This window comes from Devosia sp. (assembly GCF_036406155.1).
In the GTDB taxonomy this organism is placed as follows: Bacteria; Pseudomonadota; Alphaproteobacteria; order Rhizobiales; family Devosiaceae; genus Devosia_A.
The window spans coordinates 1-19,119 of record NZ_DASWVV010000202.1 but is presented as its reverse complement, the minus strand read 5'-3'; the positions used below and the strand labels follow the sequence as shown (position 1 = coordinate 19,119).

The window sequence follows — 19,119 nt, the reverse complement described above, 5'->3', positions numbered from 1 at the left end:
CAGCTACGGCCAGCGGACCTCCGGCGGCATCGAGGACAGGATCGAGTCGACATTGCCGCCGGTCTTGAGCCCGAAGGTGGTGCCGCGGTCGTAGAGCAGGTTGAACTCGACATAGCGGCCGCGGCGGATGAGTTGTTCGTTGCGGTCGGCCTCGGTCCACGGCGTCTCGAAATTGCGCCGTACCAGCGTCGGGTAGATGTCGCGGAAGGCGCGGCCGACGTCCTGCGTGAAGGCGAAATCCGCCTCCCAGTCGCCCGAATTGTGATGGTCGTAGAAAATGCCGCCGATGCCGCGCGGCTCCTTGCGGTGGGCGAGGTAGAAATATTCGTCGCACCAGGTCTTGTAGCGCTGGTAGTCGACCTGCCCATGCGCCGCGCAGGCGGCGCGCATGGCGGCGTGGAAATCCACCGAATCGGGGTCGTCCTGGGTGCGCCGCCGGTCGAGCACCGGGGTCAGGTCGGCGCCGCCGCCGAACCACCACTTCGACGTCACCACCATGCGGGTATTCATGTGCACGGCCGGCACGTTGGGGTTCCACGGGTGGGCGATGAGCGAGATGCCCGAGGCCCAGAAGCCGGCATGCTCCTCCGTCCCCGGGATCTGCCGCGCGAACTCGGGGGAGAGCTGGCCGTGCACTGTGGAGATATGGACGCCCACCTTCTCGAAAACCCGGCCGTGCAGCATCGACATCTCGCCGCCGCCGCCTTCGCCGCCGCCGTGGTCGGCACGCCGCCACGGCTCGCGCACGAATTTGCCCGGCGCCCGGTCGGCCAGGGGGCCCTTCACCTGGCGCTCCAGGGTCTCGAACTCGGCGCAGATGCCGTCGCGCAGCTGACGGAACCAGGCGCTGGCCTTGTCTTGCTTGTGGGCGATATCGGCGGGCAGGGTCATTTCAGCGTCAGGAAGCCTCCGGTCTGTCTCAGCGCTTCCCCTAGCACGAGGCTGGCCGCCGTGGCGACGTTCAGCGAGCGGCGATCTTGCCGCATGGGGATGCGCACCGCGAGATCGGCGGCGGCGGCAATGGCGGCGGGGACGCCGGCGCTTTCGCGCCCTACCAGCAGCACGTCGCCGGGCGCGTAGCGGCAGACATAGGCCGACGTGCCGGCCTTGGTGCTGAGCAGCACGAGCCGCCTGCTGCCGGCGCGCAGCCAGTCGGCGAAGTGCGCGTAGCTGTCGTGCTCGATGATGTCGGCGTGCTCGACATAATCGAGCCCGCCGCGCCGCAGCGCGCGCCGGGAGAAGGCGAATCCGGTGGGGTGGATGATATGGACGGGCACCCCCAGACAGGCGCCCAGCCGCAGCATGGCGCCCGCGTTGGGCGCGATCTCGGGCTGGTAGAGGGCGAGTTCTACAGGGATTTGCGGCTCCGCGCGGCGAATTGGGGGCATTGGTTGTGGGTATAGTGTCGCAACTTTCCGGAGTCACCTTTTGGTAGGCTGGACAAGCGCGGAGGAGAGTGCAAAAAGAACCGCAAAATCACGCGCCGTTGAAGACGGTGCCGGGTGCCTTTGGCGAGGCAGTTCCGGCGATGGGGCGCGGATCAGGGCTCGAGACACGGAAGCTTAACCTTGGCGACGCAATCCAATCTGTCACATCCGGCCGCCCCCCAGTCCACGAGACGGGATTTCCTTTACGTCGCGACGGGGGCGGTCGCCGCGGTCGGCGTCGCCGGGGCCGTCTGGCCGCTGATCGACCAGATGAACCCGGACGCCTCGGTGCTCGCCCTCGCCTCCATCGAGTTCGACCTGTCCTCGATCGAGGAAGGCCAGTCGGTCACCATCAAGTGGCGCGGCATGCCGGTCTTCGTGCGCCACCGCACGGCGGCCGAGATCGAGGAGGCCAAGGCGGTGCCGCTGAGCGACCTCAAGGATCCCGAGACCGACGAGCAGCGTACCAAGCCCGGCCATGAGCAGTGGCTGATCATGATCGCCAACTGCACGCATCTGGGGTGCGTCCCGGTCGGCGAGGCAGGGGATTTCGACGGCTGGTTCTGCCCGTGCCACGGCTCGCACTACGACACGGCGGGACGCATCCGCAAAGGCCCGGCGCCCAAGAACCTGGTGCTGCCGCCCTATGAGTTCATTTCCGATTCGCTCGTGCAGATCGGTTAAGGGGGAACCTTCTACATGGCCAGTCACGCTTCCAGCTACACCCCCGGTTCGGCGCTCGAGAAATGGCTCGACGATCGCCTGCCGATCATCCGGTGGTCCAAGGAACACCTGATGGACTACCCGACCCCGAAGAACCTCAACTACTGGTGGACGGGCGGCGCCATCCTCGCGCTCATGCTGGCCGTACAGATCGTCACCGGCATCGTGCTGGCCATGCACTATGCGCCCAACGTGGCGCTGGCGTTCGACTCGGTCGAGCACATCCGCCGCGACGTCAACGGCGGCCGCATCATCCAGGCGGTGCACGCGGTCGGCGCGTCGATGTTCTTCGCTGCGGTGTACATGCACATCTTCCGCGGCCTCTATTACGGCTCCTACAAGGCGCCGCGCGAGGTGCTGTGGATCCTGGGCGTGCTGATCTTCGCCCTGATGATGGCCACCGCCTTTATGGGCTACGTGCTGCCGTGGGGCCAGATGAGCTTCTGGGCGGCGCAGGTGATCACCAACATCCTGGGCGCGGTGCCGGTGGTGGGCGACCCCATCCTGCTGCTGCTGCGCGGCGGCTTCACCGTGGACAACGCCACGCTCAACCGCTTCTTCTCGCTGCACTACCTGCTGCCCTTCGTGATCGCGGCGGTCGTGGCGCTGCACATCTGGGCGCTGCACGTGCCGGGCAACAACAACCCGATCGGTGTGGAGGTGAAGGCCAGCCGCGATACGGTGCCGTTCCATCCGTACTACACGATGAAGGACGCCTTCGCGATCGTGGTGTTCCTGATCCCGTTCGCCTGGTTCGTGTTCTTTGCCCCTGACATTCTCGGGCACCCCGACAACTACATCCAGGCCAACAGCCAGGTGACCCCGGCCCATATCGTTCCCGAATGGTACTTCCTGCCGTTCTACGCGATCCTCCGGGCCATCGATTTCAACGTGCTGTTCATCGACAGCAAGCTGGGCGGCGTCATCGCCTTCGCCGGGTCGATCCTGATCCTGTTCTTCGTGCCGTGGCTCGACAGCTCGAAGGTGCGTTCGGGCAATTTCCGGCCGATGTTCAAGTGGTTCTACTGGCTGTTCGTCGCCAACTTCGTGTTCCTCGCCTATCTCGGCGCGGCTCCGGCCGAAGGCATCTACGTGCTGCTGGCCAAGATCGCCACCGCCTACTACTTCATCTACTTCCTCGTGGTCCTGCCGCTGCTCGGGCGCATCGAAAGCCCCCGGCCACTGCCGGCATCCATTTCGGAAGCCGTACTCTCCAAATCGCATTGAGCCATCGGGACCGCTGAGATGATCAAGAACAAGAGCATTCTTGCTGCCGCCCTGATGGCCATTGCACTGGTGGCCTCCCCCGCGCTCGCGCAGGACGCCACCCACGCGCCGACGATCGAGAAGCAGCCCTGGACGTTTGCGGGTATCTTCGGCACCTACGACCAGAACCAGTTGCAGCGCGGCTTCCAGGTATTCCGCGAAATCTGCGCGAGCTGCCATTCGGCGCGGCTCATGGCCTTCCGCAACCTGTCCGAGCCCGGCGGGCCGGGCTATTCGGAAGAGCAGGTCAAGGCGCTGGCGGCCGAGTATGAGATCGCCGACGCCGAGGTCGAGGGCGGCACGCGACCGGGCGTCGCGGCCGACCGCTGGCCGTCGCCGTTCGCCAGCGAGCAGGAGGCCCGCGACGCCAATGGCGGTGCGCTGCCCCCGGATTTCTCGGTGATCGCCAAGGCGCGCGGCACCACGCAGCCCTTCCCGTGGTGGATCCTCAACTATTTCACGGCCTACTCGGAAGGTGGCCCGGACTACATCTACGCCCTGCTCACGGGCTACGAGGAGGCGGCGCCCGAAGGCGTTGCCGACTTCCCGGCCGACAAGTACTACAACCACTACTTCCCGGGTAACGCCATCGGCATGGCGCCGCCGCTGGCGGACGAGTCGATCACCTACGAGGCCGACGCCAACGGGGTGACGCCGCCGATGACCGTCGAGCAGTATGCCCGTGACGTCTCCGCCTTCCTGATGTGGGTCGCCGAGCCGCACCTGGTCGACCGCAAGGAGACCGGCTTCAAGGTCATCGTCTTCCTGTTCCTGTTCGCGGGACTGATGTGGGCGGTGAAGCGGCGCCTGTGGAGCAAGGTCGAGCACTAGGACCCTTCCCGGGACGGCGCCTGTGCCGTCCCGGCGGACACCTGAGGCGCGTCGGGGGACCATAGGGTCTTCTCGCCATCGCTGCCCATCACTTTCCGTTTCCGGGCGGCGGCGCGGCGCTTGCCTTTGGCGGCAAAGCCGCCAATATCGGCAAGAGAATGGAGGGCAGGGATGTCAGTGCTTCGTATCGCCGTCACCGCCGTCGGCGTTGCCGCGACGATCGCCCGCCACCCCGCCGTGCGCGCCGGCATCCGGGCGGCGCCACTGCTGATCACGCCCAGGATGCGGGAAACGGCGACCGAGGCGGTGCTGTCGACGGCCTACAAGGCCGGCGTGGCGGCGCGGCGCCTCGTGCCCCGCAGGCACGACGAGGAGAGCGACGGCAGCGCCTGACGCCATTTCCGTCCCCCCGCCTTTCTCCCCCAGCAACAGCCGGGCATCACTCATGCCGCTCGATCTCAAAGCCCTTGTCCGCTCGATCCCCGACTATCCCCGCAAGGGCATCCTGTTCCGGGACATCACCACGCTGATCGAGGATCCGGCCGGTTTCCGCGAGAGCGTGGAACGCCTCGCCAAGGCGCATGGCGGGCTCGGCATCACCCATGTCGCCGGCATCGAGGCCCGCGGTTTCATCTTCGGAGCGGGCGTCGCCATCGCCATGGGCGTGGGGTTCGTGCCGATCCGCAAGAGCGGCAAGCTGCCGGGCGAGACCATCGGGCAGAACTACGCCCTCGAATACGGGGCCGACACTATCGAAATCCACGCCGACGTGCTGGGGCCGGGCGACAAGGTGCTGCTGATCGACGATCTAATCGCCACCGGCGGCACCGCGTTGGCCGCCGTCAGCCTGCTGCGCCGCACGGGCGCGGAGGTCGAGCACGCCGGCGTCGTCATCGACCTGTTCGATCTGGGCGGCGCGGAAAAACTGCGCCACGCCGGCGTCGAGGTGTTCAAGCTCATCGATTTCGAAGGGCATTGAGGCCCGACTGCCCGCACCGGCGCTCCAGCCCGGCGCGCGGCGGCGCGGTCAGCGCGGCCGGCAGGTGAGGACCGGCTTTTCGGGCGTGTGGAGCGTGAGCACGTCGCGCCCCTGGTCGTCGAAGCTGAGCAGCGCCACGGTGATGCCGGCATTGGTCAGCAGATTGCCGTCGAGGAAGGTGGCGCCGTCGGTCGCCAGCTGGACGTTGCCCGTGCCGGAGGCGGTCGAGCCGAACGTTGCCGAGGCGTAGCCGTAGCTCCCCGAAAAGATGGTCAGCATGCCGGCCCTGGCGCCGTCGATATTGGCGATGCAGGCCCAGTTGCCCTCGGCCGGGCTGACCTGGGCAAGGCCGCCGCCGGTGGCGGCAAGCAGCAGCAGGGCGGCAATTGGAAGCGAGCGCATCGGCGGAACGTCCCGTGTCTGGTCAGCGCGAAGACAGCAGCAATCTCCCCAATACGGGGAGTCGGGTCAACGCCAGAAGCGTCCTCTGCCGCAACGGCATGCGATAGTCGCGCAGCTTGGAAAAGCCGACCAGCTCGGCATGATAGACCAGCGCCCCGTCCTGGTTCACCGCCTCGAGCGTGTTGAACAGCAGGCCCCAGCCGGGGAAGGACCTGGACGGGCGCTTGCCGGTGACCGTAAGGGTGTAGGCAACGGTGTCGCCGGGGCGCACCGGCGCCTTGAAATCCATGCGGTTGACCCCGGGGGAGGGGCCGGAGACGCCAGGCTTGCGGCCGTCGCGGCGCAACTGCTCCTCCTCGGCGAAGAGCGCGTCCACCATCTTGCGCTGGCCGACGCTGACCGTGTGCCAGCCCGAGGCGATCAGCCCGCCGAAATGGCTGTGCCGGGCGGCCTCGGGATCGGTGTGGAAGTATTGCGGGTCGTAGAGCTGGCCGAAGCGGATGATCTCCTCGGCCGAAAAGGTGTGGCTGCCGAGGGGAAAGCTGTCGCCCACCACGATGTCCTCGAACCAGCGCGTCATTCGGCGGCCTCGGTGATGGGCAGGGTGGGGTCGCGCAACTCGATGAGGTTGGCCAGCCGCATCGACATCACCGGCTCGGCGCGCTGATTGCGGATGTCGAAGTCGAGGGTCACGATGCCGCGCTCGGGATGGCCGCGGGAACGCCTCAGGGCGGAGATGGTGACGGTGCCGCCGATGCTGTCGCCAACCATGACCGGCCGCTTCCACTTGAGGTCGGAAAAGCCGAGGCCCCCCATGGAGGCGATGGTGGTGAGGAAGGCGTCGGCCAGCATCCTCAGGCTCAGCCCGGCCGTTTGCCAGCCGCTGGCGGCGAGACCGCCCAGGAGCGACGCCTTGGCGGCTCTTTCGTCGAGATGGAAGGGAAACGGATCGAATTCGCGGGCGAAGGTGAAGATCATCTCTTTCGTCACCGTGATGCGGCCGAGCGCGATGACCTCCCCGACGGCGAGGTCTTCAAAATGGCGGCGATCGGCGGTGACGGGATTGTTGGGCATGAGCTAGGTATTGAACTTGAACAGCATGATGTCGCCGTCCTTGACGACGTAGTCCTTGCCTTCGTCGCGCGCCTTGCCCGCTTCGCGGGCAGCCACTTCGCCGCCCAGGGCGACGAAGTCGTCATAGGCGATGGTCTGGGCCCGGATGAAGCCGCGCTCGAAGTCCGAATGGATGACGCCGGCAGCCTGGGGAGCCTTGTCGCCCTTGTGGATGGTCCAGGCGCGCGCCTCCTTCGGCCCGACGGTGAAATAGGTCTGCAGGCCGAGCAGCTGGTAGCCTTCCCGGATCAGCCGGTTGAGCCCGGCTTCTTCGAGCCCGAGGGCGGCGAGGAACTCGCGCTGCTCCGCGTTGGGCAGTTGTGCCAGCTGGCTCTCGATCTCCGCCGAGATGACCACCGTCCCGGCATTGTGGCCCTTGGCGTACTCGGCCACCTTTTCCGTCCAGGCATTGCCGGTCGCGGCGTGCGCCTCGTCGACGTTGCACACATACAGCACCGGCTTGGCGGTCAGCAGTTGCAGCTGCTGGAAGGCCTTCTCCTCATCGGGCGAGCCAAGTGCGAGGTGGCGTGCCGGCTTGCCCTCGTAAAGCAGACGGCGGGCCCGCTCGACCAGGTCGAAGGCCAGTTTGGCGTCCTTGTCGCCCTGCTTGGCACGCTTTTCGAGGTTGGGCGCGCGCTTTTCGAGGCTCTCGAGGTCGGCCAGCATGAGTTCGGTCTCGACCACCTCGGCATCGGCGATGGGGTCGACGCGACCGGCGACGTGCACGATGTTGTCGTCCTCGAAGCAGCGCAGCACGTAGACCACGGCGTCGCATTCGCGGATATTGGCTAGGAACTGGTTGCCCAATCCCTCGCCCTTGCTGGCACCCTTCACCAGCCCGGCAATGTCGACGAAGCTCATGCGTGCCGGAATGGTGGTTGCGGACTTGCCGATCCTGGCGATGGCCTCGAGGCGCTCGTCGGGCACGGCGACCTCGCCCACATTCGGCTCGATGGTGCAGAACGGGAAGTTCGCGGCCTGCGCGGCGGCGGTGCGGGTGAGGGCATTGAAAAGCGTCGATTTGCCCACGTTGGGCAGGCCGACGATGCCCATCTTCAAACTCATGACCGTCTCCGGAAGAATGCTGGTCCCCACATCGTGCGGAAGGGGGACGATGTCAATCGCGTTGCTGCCGTCTCAGCCGTCCTTGCCGCCGAGGAGCTTCCTGAGCATCGCCGCCATCGGGCCCGTCTCCGGGACCTCGGCCGGCGCGGGCGGGCGCCGGGCAGCGCGGACGTGGCTTTGCGCCTTGGGCCGCGCCGGGTCCGCCGATTCCGGGCGCTGCGGCCGCTCGGCGCCATCGCCGCCGACGGCAATGGCGAGACGGTTCATCAACGTGTTGTCGTCGCCGCCGACCAGCAGGCCGGCATTCTCGGCGAGGGCCTCGAGCAACGGGGTGAGCCAGCCCATCTCGGCCTTGGAGAAATCGCCGAGGACGTGCGGCATCACCAGATCCTTGTTGCCTGGATGGCCGATGCCGAGCCGCACCCGGCGGTAGGCGGTGCCGATCCTGGGGTCGATCGAGCGCAGTCCGTTGTGACCGCCATTGCCGCCGCCGCGCTTGATCCTGACCTTGCCCGCCGCCAGGTCGATCTCGTCATAGATGACGGTGATCGCCTCCGGCGCGAGCTTGTAAAAGCTCATCGCCGCCAGCACGCTTTCGCCGGAGTTGTTCATGAAGGTCTGCGGCTTGAGCAGCAGCAGCTTCTCGCCGGCGATGGTCCCCTCGGAGAGGAGTCCGGCGAACTTGTTGCGGAACGGGGCGAATCCATGCCGGCGGGCGATCGCGTCGATCGCCATGAAGCCGATATTGTGCCGGTTGTTGCGATATTTGTCCCCGGGATTGCCGAGGCCGACCAGCAGCTGCATGGCGATGACTCCGATGGCGGGGGCGACCTGTTGGCCGCCCCGACCAAAGGTTACTCCTTGGTCTCGCCCGCGGGAGCCGCGCTCTCGGCGGCGCCGGCCTCGGCCTCTTCGGCGCGCATGCCGGAGGGAGCGACGATGGTGGCCACGGTGGGATCGATCTCATGGCCATGCAACTGCACGCCCGTCGGCAGCTGCACCGCATCGAGGTGGATGGGATCGCCGATATCGAGGCCGGCGAGATCGACCGTCACTTGCTCGGGGATGGCGTCGGCAGGGCAGCTGAGTTCCAGCGTGTGGTGCACGATGTTGAGCACGCCGCCGCGCTTGATGCCGGGGCTCTTGTCCTCGCCGACGAAGTGGACAGCGACCTGCACATTGATGCGTGCCCCTGCGCCGACGCGCAGGAAGTCGACGTGCAGCGGCTTGTCCTTGACCGGATCGAGCTGGTAGTCGCGCGGGATGACCTTGTGCTTCTCGCCGTCGACGTCGAGCGTGATGACGTGCGACAGGAAGCCGCCGGCATAGATGCGCTTCAGCGCTTCGTTATAGGAAATGGAGACGGGAAGCGGGGGCTTCTTGTCACCGTAGATGACGGCGGGGATGAGACCTTCGCGACGCAGTGCCCGAGCGGCCCCCTTGCCCACTCCGGTCCGCGCCTGAGCCTTGAGCTCGGTAGCAGCCATGCAATGTTCCATTCATGGGTTGGTGCGAACCATGTTCATCATAGCTCGCGCGCCCGTCCTCCAGGGGTGACAGGCGCTTCATGGCGCCGGGATATAGAGGAAAGGCCGGTGCCGGGCAAGTGCGCTTCCCGGCCTGGATGGCGACAGCCGAAGCGTCAGTCGAACAGGCTCGAGACGCTCTGTTCGCTGGCCGTGCGGGCGATGGCCTCGCCGATCAGCGGAGCGATGGAGATACGGCGGATGTTCGGGGCGGAGCGGACGCCGTCGGTCTCGGCGATGGAATCGGTGATCACCAGTTCCTTGAGCTTGGAGGCGGCGATGCGCTCCGCCGCCCCGGCCGAGAGCACGCCATGGGTGATATAGGCCGACACTTCCCGCGCGCCGGATTTCAGCAGCGCCTCGGCGGCGTTGACGAGGGTGCCGCCGGAATCGACGATGTCGTCGATCATGACGCAGGCGTGGCCCGCGACGTCGCCGATGATGTTCATCACCTCGGACACGCCGGCACGGGGGCGACGCTTGTCGACGATGGCGAGGTCGGCGCCGATCCGCTGCGCAATGGCGCGGGCGCGGGCGACGCCGCCGACGTCGGGCGAGACGATCATCAGTTCTGAGGTGTCGTAGTGTTCACTGATGTCCCGGGTCATGACCGGGGCGGAGTAGAGGTTGTCCGTGGGGATGTCGAAGAAGCCCTGGATCTGGGCCGCGTGCAGGTCGAGGGTGATGACCCGGTTGACGCCGGCTTCGGTGATGAGGTTGGACACCAGCTTGGCGGAGATCGGCGTGCGGCCGGCCGAGCGCCGGTCCTGGCGGGCGTAGCCGAAATACGGAACCACCGCGGTGATGCGGCGCGCGGAGGAACGGCGCAAGGCATCGGTCAGGATGAGCAGTTCCATCAGATGGTCGTTGGCCGGGAACGAGGTCGACTGCAGGATGAACACATCCTCGCCGCGCACGTTCTCGTGGACCTCGACATAGACCTCGTGGTCGGCGAAGCGTTTCACCGTACAGTCGGTGAGCGGGATCTCGAGATAGCTGGACACGGCTTCGGCCAAGGCGACGTTGGAATTGCCAGTGACCAGTTTCATTTCGCTATCCCGATAGTGTGCCGCGTGCGCGCCGGTGGCCCGTTGGCGCGCACGTTTATAGCGCGCGCCCCTGCGGCGCAATCCGCCAAAGGGTGCAAAGAATCGACCGGCCTCAGGTGCGCCCGATCAGCGCGATCTGCCGCCCGGTCGTCGTGCCCTCGTGGGTGGCGCGGCGATGCGAGAAATAGCGTGCGGGATCGGCATAGGTGCAAAGGCCGAGATCAAACACCGAGCCCACCCCGGCTCGCCGCAATTGCCCGACCACGAAGCCGGGCAGGTCGAAGTGCTCGCGCCCGCCTGGCGGGCGGACCACGTGCCGCGCCGCGTCGCCGTGCCTGGCAATGAGGTCGGCGGCAAACTCGGGGCCGACCTCGTAGTTGGCGGACGATATGGTCGGCCCGACGGCGGCGACGATCCTCGGCGGCTTGGCACCGAGCGCCACCATGGCGTCGACGGTTGCGCCGACAATGCCACCCACGGCGCCTTTCCAGCCCGCATGGGCGGCGCCGACGACGCCGGCCGCGGGATCGGCCAGCAGGATCGGGGCGCAGTCGGCGGTGAGGACGCCGAGCACGACGCCGGGCACGCTGGTGACGAGCGCGTCCGCTTCCGGCGGCGTCCGCCAGTCGGGCGGCCCGGCCAGGGTGACGACCGTGGCGGAATGCACCTGCCTCGCAAGCGCCAGCGCGGGGGAGGCGAAGCCCAGTGTCGCCATGGCACGGGCCCGGTTCCCGGCGACGGCTTCCCGGCTGTCCCCGGTGCTTTCCGACATGTTGAGGGTGGCAAAGACCCCCGCAGAGCTTCCCCCCTGCCGGCCGAAGAATCCGTGCCGCAGGCCGGCCAGGCCGGCGAGCGCGTCGCTCTGCTCGAAAGGGACGGGCATCACGAGAACCCCGCGGGGACGAGGCCAGGGCTGGTCGCGCAGAAGACCTTGAACAGCCTGCCCATCTGCTCCGCCCCCGTCAGGCGCTCGAGCGCGGCCGCGATCGTCGCCGCTTCGCCGGGATTGGCATCGGCCAGCATCCGCGCGCGCTCGCCGATACCCAGCCGGCGCAGGAAGTCGCCCTGCGTTGCGAGGGGCTGCGCGATCAGCCCGGCATCCGTGGCGGCAGTGGCCAAGGCGCCGAAATCGACATGGGCGGAGAGATCGGCCTGCCCGGGCGCATCCAGCGGGTCGGCGTAGGCGTGCCGGCGCACGGCCTGCAGCGTCTCGCCGGCCTGCGTCTCGCCGTGGCCGTAGTCGATGGCGAGGATGGCGCCGCCCAGCCGCGCGACGGCCTGGCCGAGGCGTTGCATGACGTCGCGCGCCGCGAGGGACATTTCGTAGACCGCGCCCGGCCCGGCCCCGCGCAGCGTTTCGGGCACGGCGCCGTCGGGGATCGGCGTGGGCGACAGTCCGAAAATGCGTTTGCCGTCGCGCAGGCCGACCAGCCGCTCGTGCCAGCCCGCTGTACCCCTGACGAACTGCCGGATGGGCATGGCATCGAAGAACTCGTTGGCGACGACGAGCAGCGGGCCGTCGCCGACGGCGTCGATCTCCTCGGCCCAGTAGGGGTGGTACTGGCGGAGGCGGGCCGCCTGCTGCCGTTTCAGGTCCTCGTTGGTCTCGTAGAGTTGCAGGTGCAGCGCGTCGCCGAAGCCGGGGGCGCGCGTCGCGACGCGCAGCGCGTCCTGCATGAGCGTGCCGCGGCCCGGGCCCAGTTCGAGCAGGGTGAAGGAGCGCGGCTCGCCCTTCTGCTGCCAGAGGTTGACGAAGAAGAAACCGATGAGTTCGCCGAACATCTGGCTGATCTCGGGGGCGGTGATGAAGTCGCCCCCGGCGCCGAGCGGGTCGTCCTGCTTGTAGTAGCCGCGGCGCGGATGGGTGAGGCAGAGCGCCATGTAGCTGGCGATGGACATGGGGCCGTTGGCGCGGATCTGAGCGTCGATCAACTCAGGCAGGCCCGGGTCCCCGGTCACGGTGCACGCCTGCCGGCATAGAAGACGAGGGCGATGCCGGCGACCAGGATCGGCAGGCTGAGCACCATGCCCATGGTCAGCCAGCCGCCCCACAGATAGCCCAGTTGTGGATCGGGCAGGCGCACGAACTCGACGGCGATCCGGCTCACGGCATAGCCGATGCCGAAAATGCCGGCGGTCAGTCCCGGCCGCCGCAGGCCATGGGCGACGTGGGTCACGTAGCGAATGATGATGAACAGCAGCAACCCCTCGAGCGCCGCCTCGTAGAGCTGGCTCGGGTGGCGCGGCAATTGTTCGGGGTCGGTGGGGAACACGACACCCCATGGCAGGCTGGTCGGAGCGCCGTACAGTTCGGCGTTGACGAAGTTGGCCAGCCGCCCGAGGAACAGGCCGATCGTGGCGATGGCGCCCAGCAGGTCCAGCGCGGACAGGATGTTGCCGCCCTTGGAGCGCGTGAACAGCGCCATCGCCGTCATGAGGCCGACCATGCCGCCGTGATAGGCCATGCCGCCGTCCCACAGGGCAAGGATCTCGCCGGGGTTCGCGGCGTAATGGGGCAGGTTGTAGAACAGCACGTAGCCGAGGCGTCCCCCCAGGACGATGCCGATGACCGCCCAGAAGGCGAAATCCCAGATCGCGGCGGCCTCGAACGGCGGCTTGCCGTCCTTCCACAGGGCGTTCTGGGCGAGCAGCGTCCTGCCGTAGGCGGCGCCGAGCACGACCCCGCCCAGATAGGCCAGCGCGTACCAGCGCACGACGAAGGGGCCGATGGCGAAGGCGACGGGATCGATGTCGGGGAAAGGCACGCGGTGACGCTCCGGCGGGAAGTTCCGCGACCATGTAGGCACGGTCCGGCTCTGGTCAAGCCAGTCGCAAGCTCCTACATAGTCGCAGCAGTGCCGGCAACCGGCCAGGAGATTGCGAGGACCGCGCGATGAGCACCACCAGCAGGATTTTCGACGATATCGGCCGCCTGATGAACGACGCGGCCGGCGTGGCCGACGGTGTGCGGCGCGAGGTCGAAACCGCGGTAAAGTCCCAGGCCGAGCGGCTTGTCGCCGACATGGACCTGGTGAAGCGCGAGGATTTCGATGCCCTGCGCGAACTGGTGCAGGCGCAGGGCGAGGAAATCGCCCAGTTGCGCCGCGAGCTCGCGGCGGCGCAGGACAAGAAGAAGCCGGCGTCCTGAGCACGCGCCGAGTTGTGCCACAATCGGCCAATGTGGCGGTGGACAGACTCGGCAGGTTAAGGACTTGTTAACTCTACAAGACCGATCATCCACAGAAGAAAGCCTTGGATGCGGCGGCGGCGCGGTCCCCGGAATCGAAGACCCGGTGTAGGGTCGCCGCCACGGGACGATTCGTAGGCTTTTCTGCGTGCGGCAAGTTCTCAAGAGTATAGCGTTCGCGGCACAGCCTCACTGTCGCCCGGACTCCCACATGTTGCCAAAGCAGGATTCCGATTCCATGGCACTTCTGCAGATCGAAGCGGACCGTACGGTTCATCCGGTCGATATCATCGAGCACATCGCTTCCATCAACGACTGGAGTTTCGAACGCCAGGACGATGATGAGATTTCCATCTCGGTGCGTGGGTCCTGGAGCGACTACCATGTCTCGTTCAACTGGATGTCGGACCTCGAGTCCCTGCACATCGCCTGTGCGTTCGACCTGAGGGTGCCGGAGGCCCGGCGCAGCGAAGTGAGGCAACTTGTGGCGCTCATCAACGAGCAGCTGTGGATTGGCCATTTCGACATGTGGAACCACGAGGGCGTCGTGCTGTTCCGCAACTCGCATCTGCTCTCGGGCGGGGCGGAAGTCTCCCCGCAGCAATGCGAAGCGCTGCTGCGCTCGGCGACGGACAGCTGCGATCTCTACTACCAGGCCTTCCAGTTCGTGGTGTGGGCCGGCAAGAATGCGGGCGAGGCGCTGAGCCAGGTGATGTTCGAGACGGTGGGGGAAGCGTGACGTTCGCGGGTATCGGGCCGGTCGTCGTTGTCGGCGCCGGCAAGATGGGGTTGGCCCTGGCCCGCGGCTGGGTGGCAGGCGGGCTTGCGGGCAGCGACCTGGTGCTTGTCGATCCGGAGCCCGGCGCAGCGGCGCGCGCATTCGCGCAGGAACATGGCATCCGGATGTTGCAGTCGCCACTGGGCGTGCTGACGCATGTCATGGTGCTGGCCGTCAAGCCCCAGGTGATGAAGCCGGTCATGGCCGAGATCCAGCCCGCGGTCGGGGCCCATACCCTGGTCGTGTCGATCGCCGCGGGCGTCTCTCTCGCCACACTCGCTGCCGGGCTGCAGACCCGGCGGATCGTGCGCGCCATGCCCAACACGCCTGCCCAGATCGGCAAGGGCATCTCCGGGGCCGTCGGCCTGCAGATCTCCGATGCCGACCGGGAGGTGGCCAACACGCTGCTGGGTGCGGCGGGCGAGGTGCTGTGGTTCGACGCGGAGACCCAGCTGGACGCCGTCACCGCAGTGTCGGGATCGGGCCCCGCCTACGTCTTCTATCTCGTCGAGGCGCTCGCCCTCGCGGGCGTGCGCCAGGGGCTCGAGGCCGGGCAGGCGATGCAACTCGCCCGCCAGACGGTGATCGGCGCCGCGGCGCTGCTGGAGGCCGATCCGCAGCCCGCCTCGGTCCTGCGTGAGAACGTCACCTCGCCCAAGGGCACGACGGCGGCGGCGCTGCAGGTGCTGATGGCCCCGGACGGCCTCGAACGGCTGCTGGATCGCGCCGTCATGGCGGCGCGCCTGCGCAGCGAGGAACTGGGGCGTGACTGAAACGATCAGCTACGACGACTTCCTCAAGGTCGACATCAGGGTAGGGACCGTCATCGAGGCCCGGCCGTTTCCCGAGGCGCGCAAGCCGGCGATCATCCTCGTGGTCGATTTCGGGCCGGAGCTCGGCGTCCGGAAATCGTCGGCCCAGATCACGACGCACTATCAGCCGGACGCGCTGGTCGGCAGGCAGGTGATGGCGGTGGTCAACTTCCCGCCGCGCCAGATCGGGCCGATGCGGTCCGAGGTGCTGACGCTGGGATTCGAGGATGCCGCGGGGGCCATCGTCCTTGCCGGCGTCGACGTCCCGGTGCCGAACGGCAAGCGGCTGATCTAGGCTAGAGATTCTCGGTGAGCTTGAGGCGGTCGAGGAGCGGCCGGTCCGCCGGCTCGACCATGCCGACGAAGAATTTGAGCACGGTTCTGCGCCCGGCCGGCGGCAGGGCGGCGATGGCGGCGTCGATGCGACTCGTCTGTGTCGCCGAGAGCGTTTCGAAGAGCTCCCGGCCCTTGGCCGTGGCGTAGAGCAGGCGTTGGCGGCGGTCGGCCCGCCCGGTCTTCTGCTCGATATAGCCGTTGTCGATCAGTTGGCGCAGCACGCGGGCCAGGCTCTGCTTGGTGATCTTGAGGATGTCGAGGATGTCGGCCACCGGCATTCCCGGCTTGAGGTTGACGAAGTACAGCACGCGGTGGTGCGCCCTGCCGAAACCCTGGCGCTCGAGCAGGGCGTCGGCGTCGCCGACGAAGTCGCGATAGGCGAAGAAGAACAACCCCATGACGTCGAGGGGCATGGCCGAAGGGTTTTCCGGAGGCGTATTTATGTCAGTCTTGTTGACATTTATTTTGCTCGGTGCCATTGTCCTACCGTTGATCACGAACGTCTCGCCGCAGCGCCGTTCCGGTTTGCCACGCGCATGCGGGTGAGGCAAGATCGCCCTAAGGACAGCGGCCCGGGCGGACCGTCGCGAAGAGAATGGGAGAACGAAATGGCAGTGCCGATGGACCAGCGTGATGGCTGGATCTGGTTCGACGGTGAACTCAAACCCTGGCGTGAAGCCAAGATCCACGTGCTGACGCACGGGCTGCACTATGCGAGCGCCGTGTTCGAGGGGCAGCGGGCCTATGGCGGCGAGGTGTTCAAGCTGCGCGAGCACACCAACCGGCTGATCGAGAGCGGCAAGACCCTCGACTTCACCATTCCGTATTCCGCCGACGAGATCGACGCGGCCTGCCGGCAGGTGCTGGCCAGCAACAACTTGGTCGATGCCTATATGCGGCCCATCGCCTGGCGCGGTTCGGAGGAACTGAGCGTGCCGGCACGCAACAACACGGTGCACCTGGCGATCGCCGCCTGGGTCTGGCCCAGCTACTTCTCGGTCGAGGAGAAGCTCAAGGGCATCCGGCTGCAGTGGAGCAAGTGGAAGCGCCCGAGCCCCGAAACCATCCCCTGCAAGGCCAAGGCCGCCGGCCTCTACATGATCTGCACTCTCTCGAAAGATGCAGCCATGGCTGAGGGTTATGCCGACGCCCTGATGCTCGACTACCGCGGCTACGTGGCCGAGGCGACCGGGGCGAACGTCTTCTTCGTCAAGGGCGACGAGGTCCACACCCCGACGCCCGACTGCTTCCTCAACGGCATCACCCGCCAGACCCTCGTCGGGCTGGCCAAGGAGAACGGCTATCGCGTGGTCGAGCGCCACATCCGGCCGGAGGAACTGGCGGACTTCGAGGAGTGCTTCCTCACCGGCACCGCCGCGGAAGTGACCCCGGTCTCCCAGGTCGGCGATTTCCGTTTCACCCCGGGCAAGGCCTGCCAGACCCTGATCGAGGCCTACAGCGCGGCGGTGACGCCCCAGCAGGTGGCGGCGGAGTAGCGGCGGCAACGCTGGCGGCCCGCCCTCCGTGAGGGCGGGAGCGGCCAGCGTCAGCCTTGCCTCGTCCAGCGGTCTCGCGCGCGGTCGTCCTCCGGCTTGGCGGCGACCCAGCGCGCGCCCGCGGGCGTCGTCTCGCGCTTCCAGAAGGGGGCGTCCGTCTTCAGGTAGTCCATGAGGTATTCGGCGCCCGCGAAGGCGGCCTCGCGGTGCGGTGCGAGGGTCATCACCTGGACGATCGGCTCGCCCCGCCGCAAAGTGCCGAAACGGTGGATCACGGTCACCTTGATCAGCCCGAAGCGCGCGGTCGCCTCCGCCACCATCCGTGAAATCTGGGCCTGTGCCAGGTCCTCGTAGCACTCGAGCGTCAGCGTCTCTATCGGATCATCCGGCGCGGAGCGGACGAGGCCGGTGAAGGTCACCGCCGCACCGGCGCCATCGGAGCCGGCGAGGAAGGCGTTGGTCTCGCCGCCCGGATCGAAGGGGGCCTGCTGCAGCCGGATCGACATGTCAGCCGCCGGTCATCGGCGGGAAGAGCGCGACGACCGCAGCGCCTGCCAGGGCCGCGTCATGATCGACGATCCGCGCGTCGACGGCGGCGCGCACGAGTTCCGGCTTTTCCATTGCCAGTTCAGCCGCTTCGTTGCGGCTCCTCAGCCACTGAATCAGGTCGCCCACCGTCACGATTTCGGGGGGCGGCGCCACCTCCTCCTCGCTGAGGTTGAGGCGTTCCCGCAGCCAGGCGAAATACAGGATCTTCACGTCGCGTCACCCTTGAGGTGGGGCCATGCGCCCCGGAAATACTGGATGCCGGTCCACACCGTCAGCAGGCCGGCCAGCCACAGCACGGCATCGCTCACCAGTTGCCAGCCCGGAGCCAGGGTTTCGAGCATCACGATGGCGAGAGCCACGAGTTGCACCGTGGTCTTCCATTTCGCCAGCCTGGTGACGTGCACGATCACATTGCGCGGCCCGAGGAACTCGCGCAGGCCGGAAACGAAGACCTCGCGCAGCAGGATGGCCACCGCCGGGATGAGGTCGAGCCCGGAGAAGCTGCCATTCCACGCCAGCATGATGAGGAGGGCGCCGACCAGGAGCTTGTCGGCGATAGGATCGAGCATGCGGCCGAGCGGCGAACCCAGCTTGAGCCGGCGGGCGAGGTAGCCATCCAGCCAGTCGCTGACTGCAGCGAGGGCGTAGAGCCCGAGGGCTGTGGCGCGCAGCGATGGGTCGTCGCCGGCGAGCAGCCAGCAGATCACCGGAATCAGCAGGATGCGGCCGATCGTGATGAGATTGGGCAGCGATGTGACGGTGGAGGCGGGCATGCAGCGAGGGAACAGGAACCGCACCGACAGGTCAAGCGGAACCACTCGGGGGGCGCGGGGGTTTCTCCGCTTCGACAGGAGGATTCCCATGATCCGTAATGCCCAGCATCAGGCAAATCCGAAACAGCCGCCGCGGCGGGCAGGGGCGGCCGCCTTCAAGAACGGCGAGCCGGCCGGTCCGCCCGAGGCCGATGTGCAGGTCCGGCCGGCGGGGCCCAGTGCGCAGCGCAAGAAGCCGCGCCACTGGGACAAGGTCGACGAGGCCGCGGACGAGTCGTTCCCGGCCAGCGATCCCCCGGCCGCCAACCGCTTCGACTGACCTCTCAGGCGACGAGTTGGCCGGTCGCGCGACGGCGGCCGGCGACCGCGGCCGCCAGCCGGTCGAGGACGGCGACGGATGTTTCCCAGTCGATGCAGCCGTCGGTGATCGACTGGCCATAGGTCAGGGGGCGGCCGGGGACCAAGTCCTGCCGGCCGGCCACCAGGTTGCTCTCGATCATGACGCCGATGATGCGCCGGTCGCCGGCCTCCATTTGCGCGGCGATCGCCTCGGCCACGAGCGGCTGATTCTCCGGCTGCTTCGACGAGTTGGCGTGGCTGGCATCGACCATCACGACCGGCCGTGATCCCGATTTCGTCGCTTCGGCGCAGGCGGCCTCGATGCTCGACGCGTCATAGTTGGTCGACTTTCCGCCGCGCAGGATGATGTGGCAATCGTCGTTGCCGGTGGTCGAGGCGATGGCAGACTTGCCGCTTTTGGTGACGGCGAGGAAGTGGTGCGCCTGGCTGGCCGACTTGACGGCGTCG

28 protein-coding genes are annotated in these 19,119 nt (G+C 67.4%); 11 read left to right on the top strand and 17 right to left on the bottom strand.

Annotation, left to right across the window (positions count from 1 at the left end; all coding sequences use genetic code 11):
• Positions 1–3: 3 nt before the first annotated feature.
• Complete coding sequence (gene hemF, locus VGD93_RS13905; RefSeq protein WP_395012757.1) at positions 4–891, bottom strand: oxygen-dependent coproporphyrinogen oxidase; 888 nt, start codon at positions 889–891, stop codon at positions 4–6.
• Positions 888–1,388, bottom strand: a complete 501-nt coding sequence (locus tag VGD93_RS13900; RefSeq protein ID WP_395012756.1) for a tRNA (cytidine(34)-2'-O)-methyltransferase — start codon at positions 1,386–1,388, stop codon at positions 888–890. The genes hemF and VGD93_RS13900 overlap by 4 nt, the downstream gene beginning before the upstream one ends.
• Before the next feature lie 198 nt (positions 1,389–1,586).
• Here VGD93_RS13900 and petA point away from each other — a divergent pair, with 198 nt between their 5' ends.
• The 5 genes from petA (at position 1,587) to VGD93_RS13875 (ending at position 5,226) form a co-directional block, all read left to right on the top strand.
• Positions 1,587–2,111: a ubiquinol-cytochrome c reductase iron-sulfur subunit gene (gene petA, locus VGD93_RS13895; protein ID WP_395012837.1), complete on the top strand. Its 525-nt coding sequence runs from the start codon at positions 1,587–1,589 to the stop codon at positions 2,109–2,111.
• A gap of 15 nt (positions 2,112–2,126) precedes the next feature.
• The gene (locus tag VGD93_RS13890) at positions 2,127–3,377 is read left to right on the top strand and encodes a cytochrome b (protein WP_395012755.1); all 1,251 of its coding nucleotides are present in this window, start codon (positions 2,127–2,129) and stop codon (positions 3,375–3,377) included.
• 18 nt (positions 3,378–3,395) lie between these two features.
• Positions 3,396–4,247, top strand: coding sequence for a cytochrome c1 (locus VGD93_RS13885; protein WP_395012754.1), 852 nt, complete (start codon positions 3,396–3,398; stop codon positions 4,245–4,247).
• Between the two features lie 171 nt (positions 4,248–4,418).
• Entirely contained in the window at positions 4,419–4,640 is a 222-nt protein-coding gene (locus VGD93_RS13880; RefSeq protein ID WP_395012753.1) for a hypothetical protein, read from the top strand.
• Positions 4,641–4,692: 52 nt separating this feature from the next.
• Entirely contained in the window at positions 4,693–5,226 is a 534-nt protein-coding gene (locus VGD93_RS13875) for an adenine phosphoribosyltransferase (protein ID WP_395012752.1), read from the top strand.
• 48 nt (positions 5,227–5,274) lie between these two features.
• Here the strand turns inward: VGD93_RS13875 and VGD93_RS13870 are convergent, their stop codons facing one another.
• From VGD93_RS13870 to lgt, 10 genes are all read right to left on the bottom strand, one after another.
• Positions 5,275–5,628 carry a hypothetical protein gene (locus VGD93_RS13870; RefSeq protein WP_395012751.1) on the bottom strand — a complete coding sequence of 118 codons (354 nt, stop codon included), beginning with the start codon at positions 5,626–5,628 and terminating at the stop codon, positions 5,275–5,277.
• A gap of 22 nt (positions 5,629–5,650) precedes the next feature.
• Complete coding sequence (locus VGD93_RS13865; RefSeq protein WP_395012750.1) at positions 5,651–6,208, bottom strand: MaoC family dehydratase; 558 nt, start codon at positions 6,206–6,208, stop codon at positions 5,651–5,653.
• Positions 6,205–6,702, bottom strand: a complete 498-nt coding sequence (locus VGD93_RS13860; RefSeq protein WP_395012749.1) for a MaoC family dehydratase — start codon at positions 6,700–6,702, stop codon at positions 6,205–6,207. The genes VGD93_RS13865 and VGD93_RS13860 overlap by 4 nt, the downstream gene beginning before the upstream one ends.
• A 3-nt stretch (positions 6,703–6,705) precedes the next feature.
• Positions 6,706–7,806 carry a redox-regulated ATPase YchF gene (gene ychF / locus VGD93_RS13855; RefSeq protein ID WP_395012748.1) on the bottom strand — a complete coding sequence of 367 codons (1,101 nt, stop codon included), beginning with the start codon at positions 7,804–7,806 and terminating at the stop codon, positions 6,706–6,708.
• A 72-nt stretch (positions 7,807–7,878) separates the two neighbouring features.
• The gene (gene pth / locus VGD93_RS13850) at positions 7,879–8,610 is read right to left on the bottom strand and encodes an aminoacyl-tRNA hydrolase (RefSeq protein ID WP_395012747.1); all 732 of its coding nucleotides are present in this window, start codon (positions 8,608–8,610) and stop codon (positions 7,879–7,881) included.
• Between the two features lie 50 nt (positions 8,611–8,660).
• Positions 8,661–9,293 (bottom strand): 50S ribosomal protein L25/general stress protein Ctc, encoded by a 633-nt coding sequence (locus tag VGD93_RS13845; RefSeq protein ID WP_395012746.1) that lies wholly within the window; start codon positions 9,291–9,293, stop codon positions 8,661–8,663.
• A gap of 155 nt (positions 9,294–9,448) precedes the next feature.
• Positions 9,449–10,381 carry a ribose-phosphate pyrophosphokinase gene (locus tag VGD93_RS13840; RefSeq protein ID WP_395012745.1) on the bottom strand — a complete coding sequence of 311 codons (933 nt, stop codon included), beginning with the start codon at positions 10,379–10,381 and terminating at the stop codon, positions 9,449–9,451.
• A gap of 112 nt (positions 10,382–10,493) precedes the next feature.
• Positions 10,494–11,264, bottom strand: a complete 771-nt coding sequence (gene pgeF / locus VGD93_RS13835) for a peptidoglycan editing factor PgeF (RefSeq protein ID WP_395012744.1) — start codon at positions 11,262–11,264, stop codon at positions 10,494–10,496.
• Positions 11,264–12,340: a class I SAM-dependent methyltransferase gene (locus VGD93_RS13830; RefSeq protein ID WP_395012743.1), complete on the bottom strand. Its 1,077-nt coding sequence runs from the start codon at positions 12,338–12,340 to the stop codon at positions 11,264–11,266. The genes pgeF and VGD93_RS13830 overlap by 1 nt, the downstream gene beginning before the upstream one ends.
• Positions 12,337–13,146: a prolipoprotein diacylglyceryl transferase gene (lgt, locus tag VGD93_RS13825; protein WP_395012742.1), complete on the bottom strand. Its 810-nt coding sequence runs from the start codon at positions 13,144–13,146 to the stop codon at positions 12,337–12,339. The genes VGD93_RS13830 and lgt overlap by 4 nt, the downstream gene beginning before the upstream one ends.
• Before the next feature lie 128 nt (positions 13,147–13,274).
• Here lgt and VGD93_RS13820 point away from each other — a divergent pair, with 128 nt between their 5' ends.
• From VGD93_RS13820 to VGD93_RS13805, 4 genes are all read left to right on the top strand, one after another.
• A complete protein-coding gene (locus tag VGD93_RS13820; RefSeq protein WP_395012741.1) occupies positions 13,275–13,529 on the top strand; it encodes an accessory factor UbiK family protein in 255 nt (84 codons plus the stop codon).
• A 277-nt stretch (positions 13,530–13,806) separates the two neighbouring features.
• Positions 13,807–14,307: a YbjN domain-containing protein gene (locus VGD93_RS13815; protein WP_395012740.1), complete on the top strand. Its 501-nt coding sequence runs from the start codon at positions 13,807–13,809 to the stop codon at positions 14,305–14,307.
• Positions 14,304–15,119, top strand: a complete 816-nt coding sequence (gene proC / locus VGD93_RS13810) for a pyrroline-5-carboxylate reductase (RefSeq protein WP_395012739.1) — start codon at positions 14,304–14,306, stop codon at positions 15,117–15,119. The genes VGD93_RS13815 and proC overlap by 4 nt, the downstream gene beginning before the upstream one ends.
• On the top strand, positions 15,112–15,453 hold the full coding sequence (locus VGD93_RS13805) for a tRNA-binding protein (RefSeq protein WP_395012738.1): 342 nt from the start codon (positions 15,112–15,114) through the stop codon (positions 15,451–15,453). Before proC ends, VGD93_RS13805 begins: the two co-directional genes overlap by 8 nt.
• A gap of 1 nt (position 15,454) precedes the next feature.
• On the opposite strand, the gene VGD93_RS13800 is transcribed toward VGD93_RS13805, so the two are convergent.
• Positions 15,455–15,907: a MarR family winged helix-turn-helix transcriptional regulator gene (locus VGD93_RS13800; RefSeq protein WP_395012737.1), complete on the bottom strand. Its 453-nt coding sequence runs from the start codon at positions 15,905–15,907 to the stop codon at positions 15,455–15,457.
• A gap of 195 nt (positions 15,908–16,102) precedes the next feature.
• On the opposite strand from VGD93_RS13800, the gene VGD93_RS13795 reads away from it, so the two are divergent.
• Positions 16,103–16,990 carry a branched-chain amino acid aminotransferase gene (locus VGD93_RS13795; protein ID WP_395012736.1) on the top strand — a complete coding sequence of 296 codons (888 nt, stop codon included), beginning with the start codon at positions 16,103–16,105 and terminating at the stop codon, positions 16,988–16,990.
• A gap of 50 nt (positions 16,991–17,040) precedes the next feature.
• Here the strand turns inward: VGD93_RS13795 and VGD93_RS13790 are convergent, their stop codons facing one another.
• The 3 genes from VGD93_RS13790 to pgsA are packed head-to-tail and all read right to left on the bottom strand — an operon-like array spanning position 17,041 to position 18,357.
• Positions 17,041–17,496 carry a molybdenum cofactor biosynthesis protein MoaE gene (locus VGD93_RS13790; protein ID WP_395012735.1) on the bottom strand — a complete coding sequence of 152 codons (456 nt, stop codon included), beginning with the start codon at positions 17,494–17,496 and terminating at the stop codon, positions 17,041–17,043.
• Position 17,497: 1 nt separating this feature from the next.
• Positions 17,498–17,749, bottom strand: a complete 252-nt coding sequence (gene moaD, locus VGD93_RS13785) for a molybdopterin converting factor subunit 1 (protein ID WP_395012734.1) — start codon at positions 17,747–17,749, stop codon at positions 17,498–17,500.
• Complete coding sequence (gene pgsA / locus VGD93_RS13780; protein ID WP_395012733.1) at positions 17,746–18,357, bottom strand: CDP-diacylglycerol--glycerol-3-phosphate 3-phosphatidyltransferase; 612 nt, start codon at positions 18,355–18,357, stop codon at positions 17,746–17,748. The genes moaD and pgsA overlap by 4 nt, the downstream gene beginning before the upstream one ends.
• Positions 18,358–18,400: 43 nt before the next feature.
• On the opposite strand from pgsA, the gene VGD93_RS13775 reads away from it, so the two are divergent.
• A complete protein-coding gene (locus VGD93_RS13775; RefSeq protein ID WP_395012732.1) occupies positions 18,401–18,631 on the top strand; it encodes a hypothetical protein in 231 nt (76 codons plus the stop codon).
• A gap of 4 nt (positions 18,632–18,635) precedes the next feature.
• Here VGD93_RS13775 and VGD93_RS13770 read toward each other — a convergent pair.
• Positions 18,636–19,119: 3-deoxy-7-phosphoheptulonate synthase (locus VGD93_RS13770; protein WP_395012731.1), on the bottom strand; the 484-nt coding region annotated here is incomplete at its 5' end.

Coding starts and splice junctions, on each gene's coding strand:
- VGD93_RS13870 (WP_395012751.1), bottom strand. CDS start 5,628: ATGCGCTCGCTTCCAATTGCCGCCCTGCTGCTGCTTGCCGCCACCGGC.
- VGD93_RS13815 (WP_395012740.1), top strand. CDS start 13,807: ATGGCACTTCTGCAGATCGAAGCGGACCGTACGGTTCATCCGGTCGAT.
- hemF (WP_395012757.1), bottom strand. CDS start 891: ATGACCCTGCCCGCCGATATCGCCCACAAGCAAGACAAGGCCAGCGCC.
- VGD93_RS13885 (WP_395012754.1), top strand. CDS start 3,396: ATGATCAAGAACAAGAGCATTCTTGCTGCCGCCCTGATGGCCATTGCA.
- VGD93_RS13900 (WP_395012756.1), bottom strand. CDS start 1,388: ATGCCCCCAATTCGCCGCGCGGAGCCGCAAATCCCTGTAGAACTCGCC.
- VGD93_RS13865 (WP_395012750.1), bottom strand. CDS start 6,208: ATGACGCGCTGGTTCGAGGACATCGTGGTGGGCGACAGCTTTCCCCTC.
- VGD93_RS13890 (WP_395012755.1), top strand. CDS start 2,127: ATGGCCAGTCACGCTTCCAGCTACACCCCCGGTTCGGCGCTCGAGAAA.
- pth (WP_395012747.1), bottom strand. CDS start 8,610: ATGCAGCTGCTGGTCGGCCTCGGCAATCCCGGGGACAAATATCGCAAC.
- VGD93_RS13775 (WP_395012732.1), top strand. CDS start 18,401: ATGATCCGTAATGCCCAGCATCAGGCAAATCCGAAACAGCCGCCGCGG.
- VGD93_RS13880 (WP_395012753.1), top strand. CDS start 4,419: ATGTCAGTGCTTCGTATCGCCGTCACCGCCGTCGGCGTTGCCGCGACG.
- VGD93_RS13790 (WP_395012735.1), bottom strand. CDS start 17,496: ATGTCGATCCGGCTGCAGCAGGCCCCCTTCGATCCGGGCGGCGAGACC.
- VGD93_RS13845 (WP_395012746.1), bottom strand. CDS start 9,293: ATGGCTGCTACCGAGCTCAAGGCTCAGGCGCGGACCGGAGTGGGCAAG.
- VGD93_RS13840 (WP_395012745.1), bottom strand. CDS start 10,381: ATGAAACTGGTCACTGGCAATTCCAACGTCGCCTTGGCCGAAGCCGTG.
- VGD93_RS13800 (WP_395012737.1), bottom strand. CDS start 15,907: ATGCCCCTCGACGTCATGGGGTTGTTCTTCTTCGCCTATCGCGACTTC.
- VGD93_RS13820 (WP_395012741.1), top strand. CDS start 13,275: ATGAGCACCACCAGCAGGATTTTCGACGATATCGGCCGCCTGATGAAC.
- ychF (WP_395012748.1), bottom strand. CDS start 7,806: ATGAGTTTGAAGATGGGCATCGTCGGCCTGCCCAACGTGGGCAAATCG.
- VGD93_RS13795 (WP_395012736.1), top strand. CDS start 16,103: ATGGCAGTGCCGATGGACCAGCGTGATGGCTGGATCTGGTTCGACGGT.
- VGD93_RS13875 (WP_395012752.1), top strand. CDS start 4,693: ATGCCGCTCGATCTCAAAGCCCTTGTCCGCTCGATCCCCGACTATCCC.
- VGD93_RS13860 (WP_395012749.1), bottom strand. CDS start 6,702: ATGCCCAACAATCCCGTCACCGCCGATCGCCGCCATTTTGAAGACCTC.
- pgeF (WP_395012744.1), bottom strand. CDS start 11,264: ATGCCCGTCCCTTTCGAGCAGAGCGACGCGCTCGCCGGCCTGGCCGGC.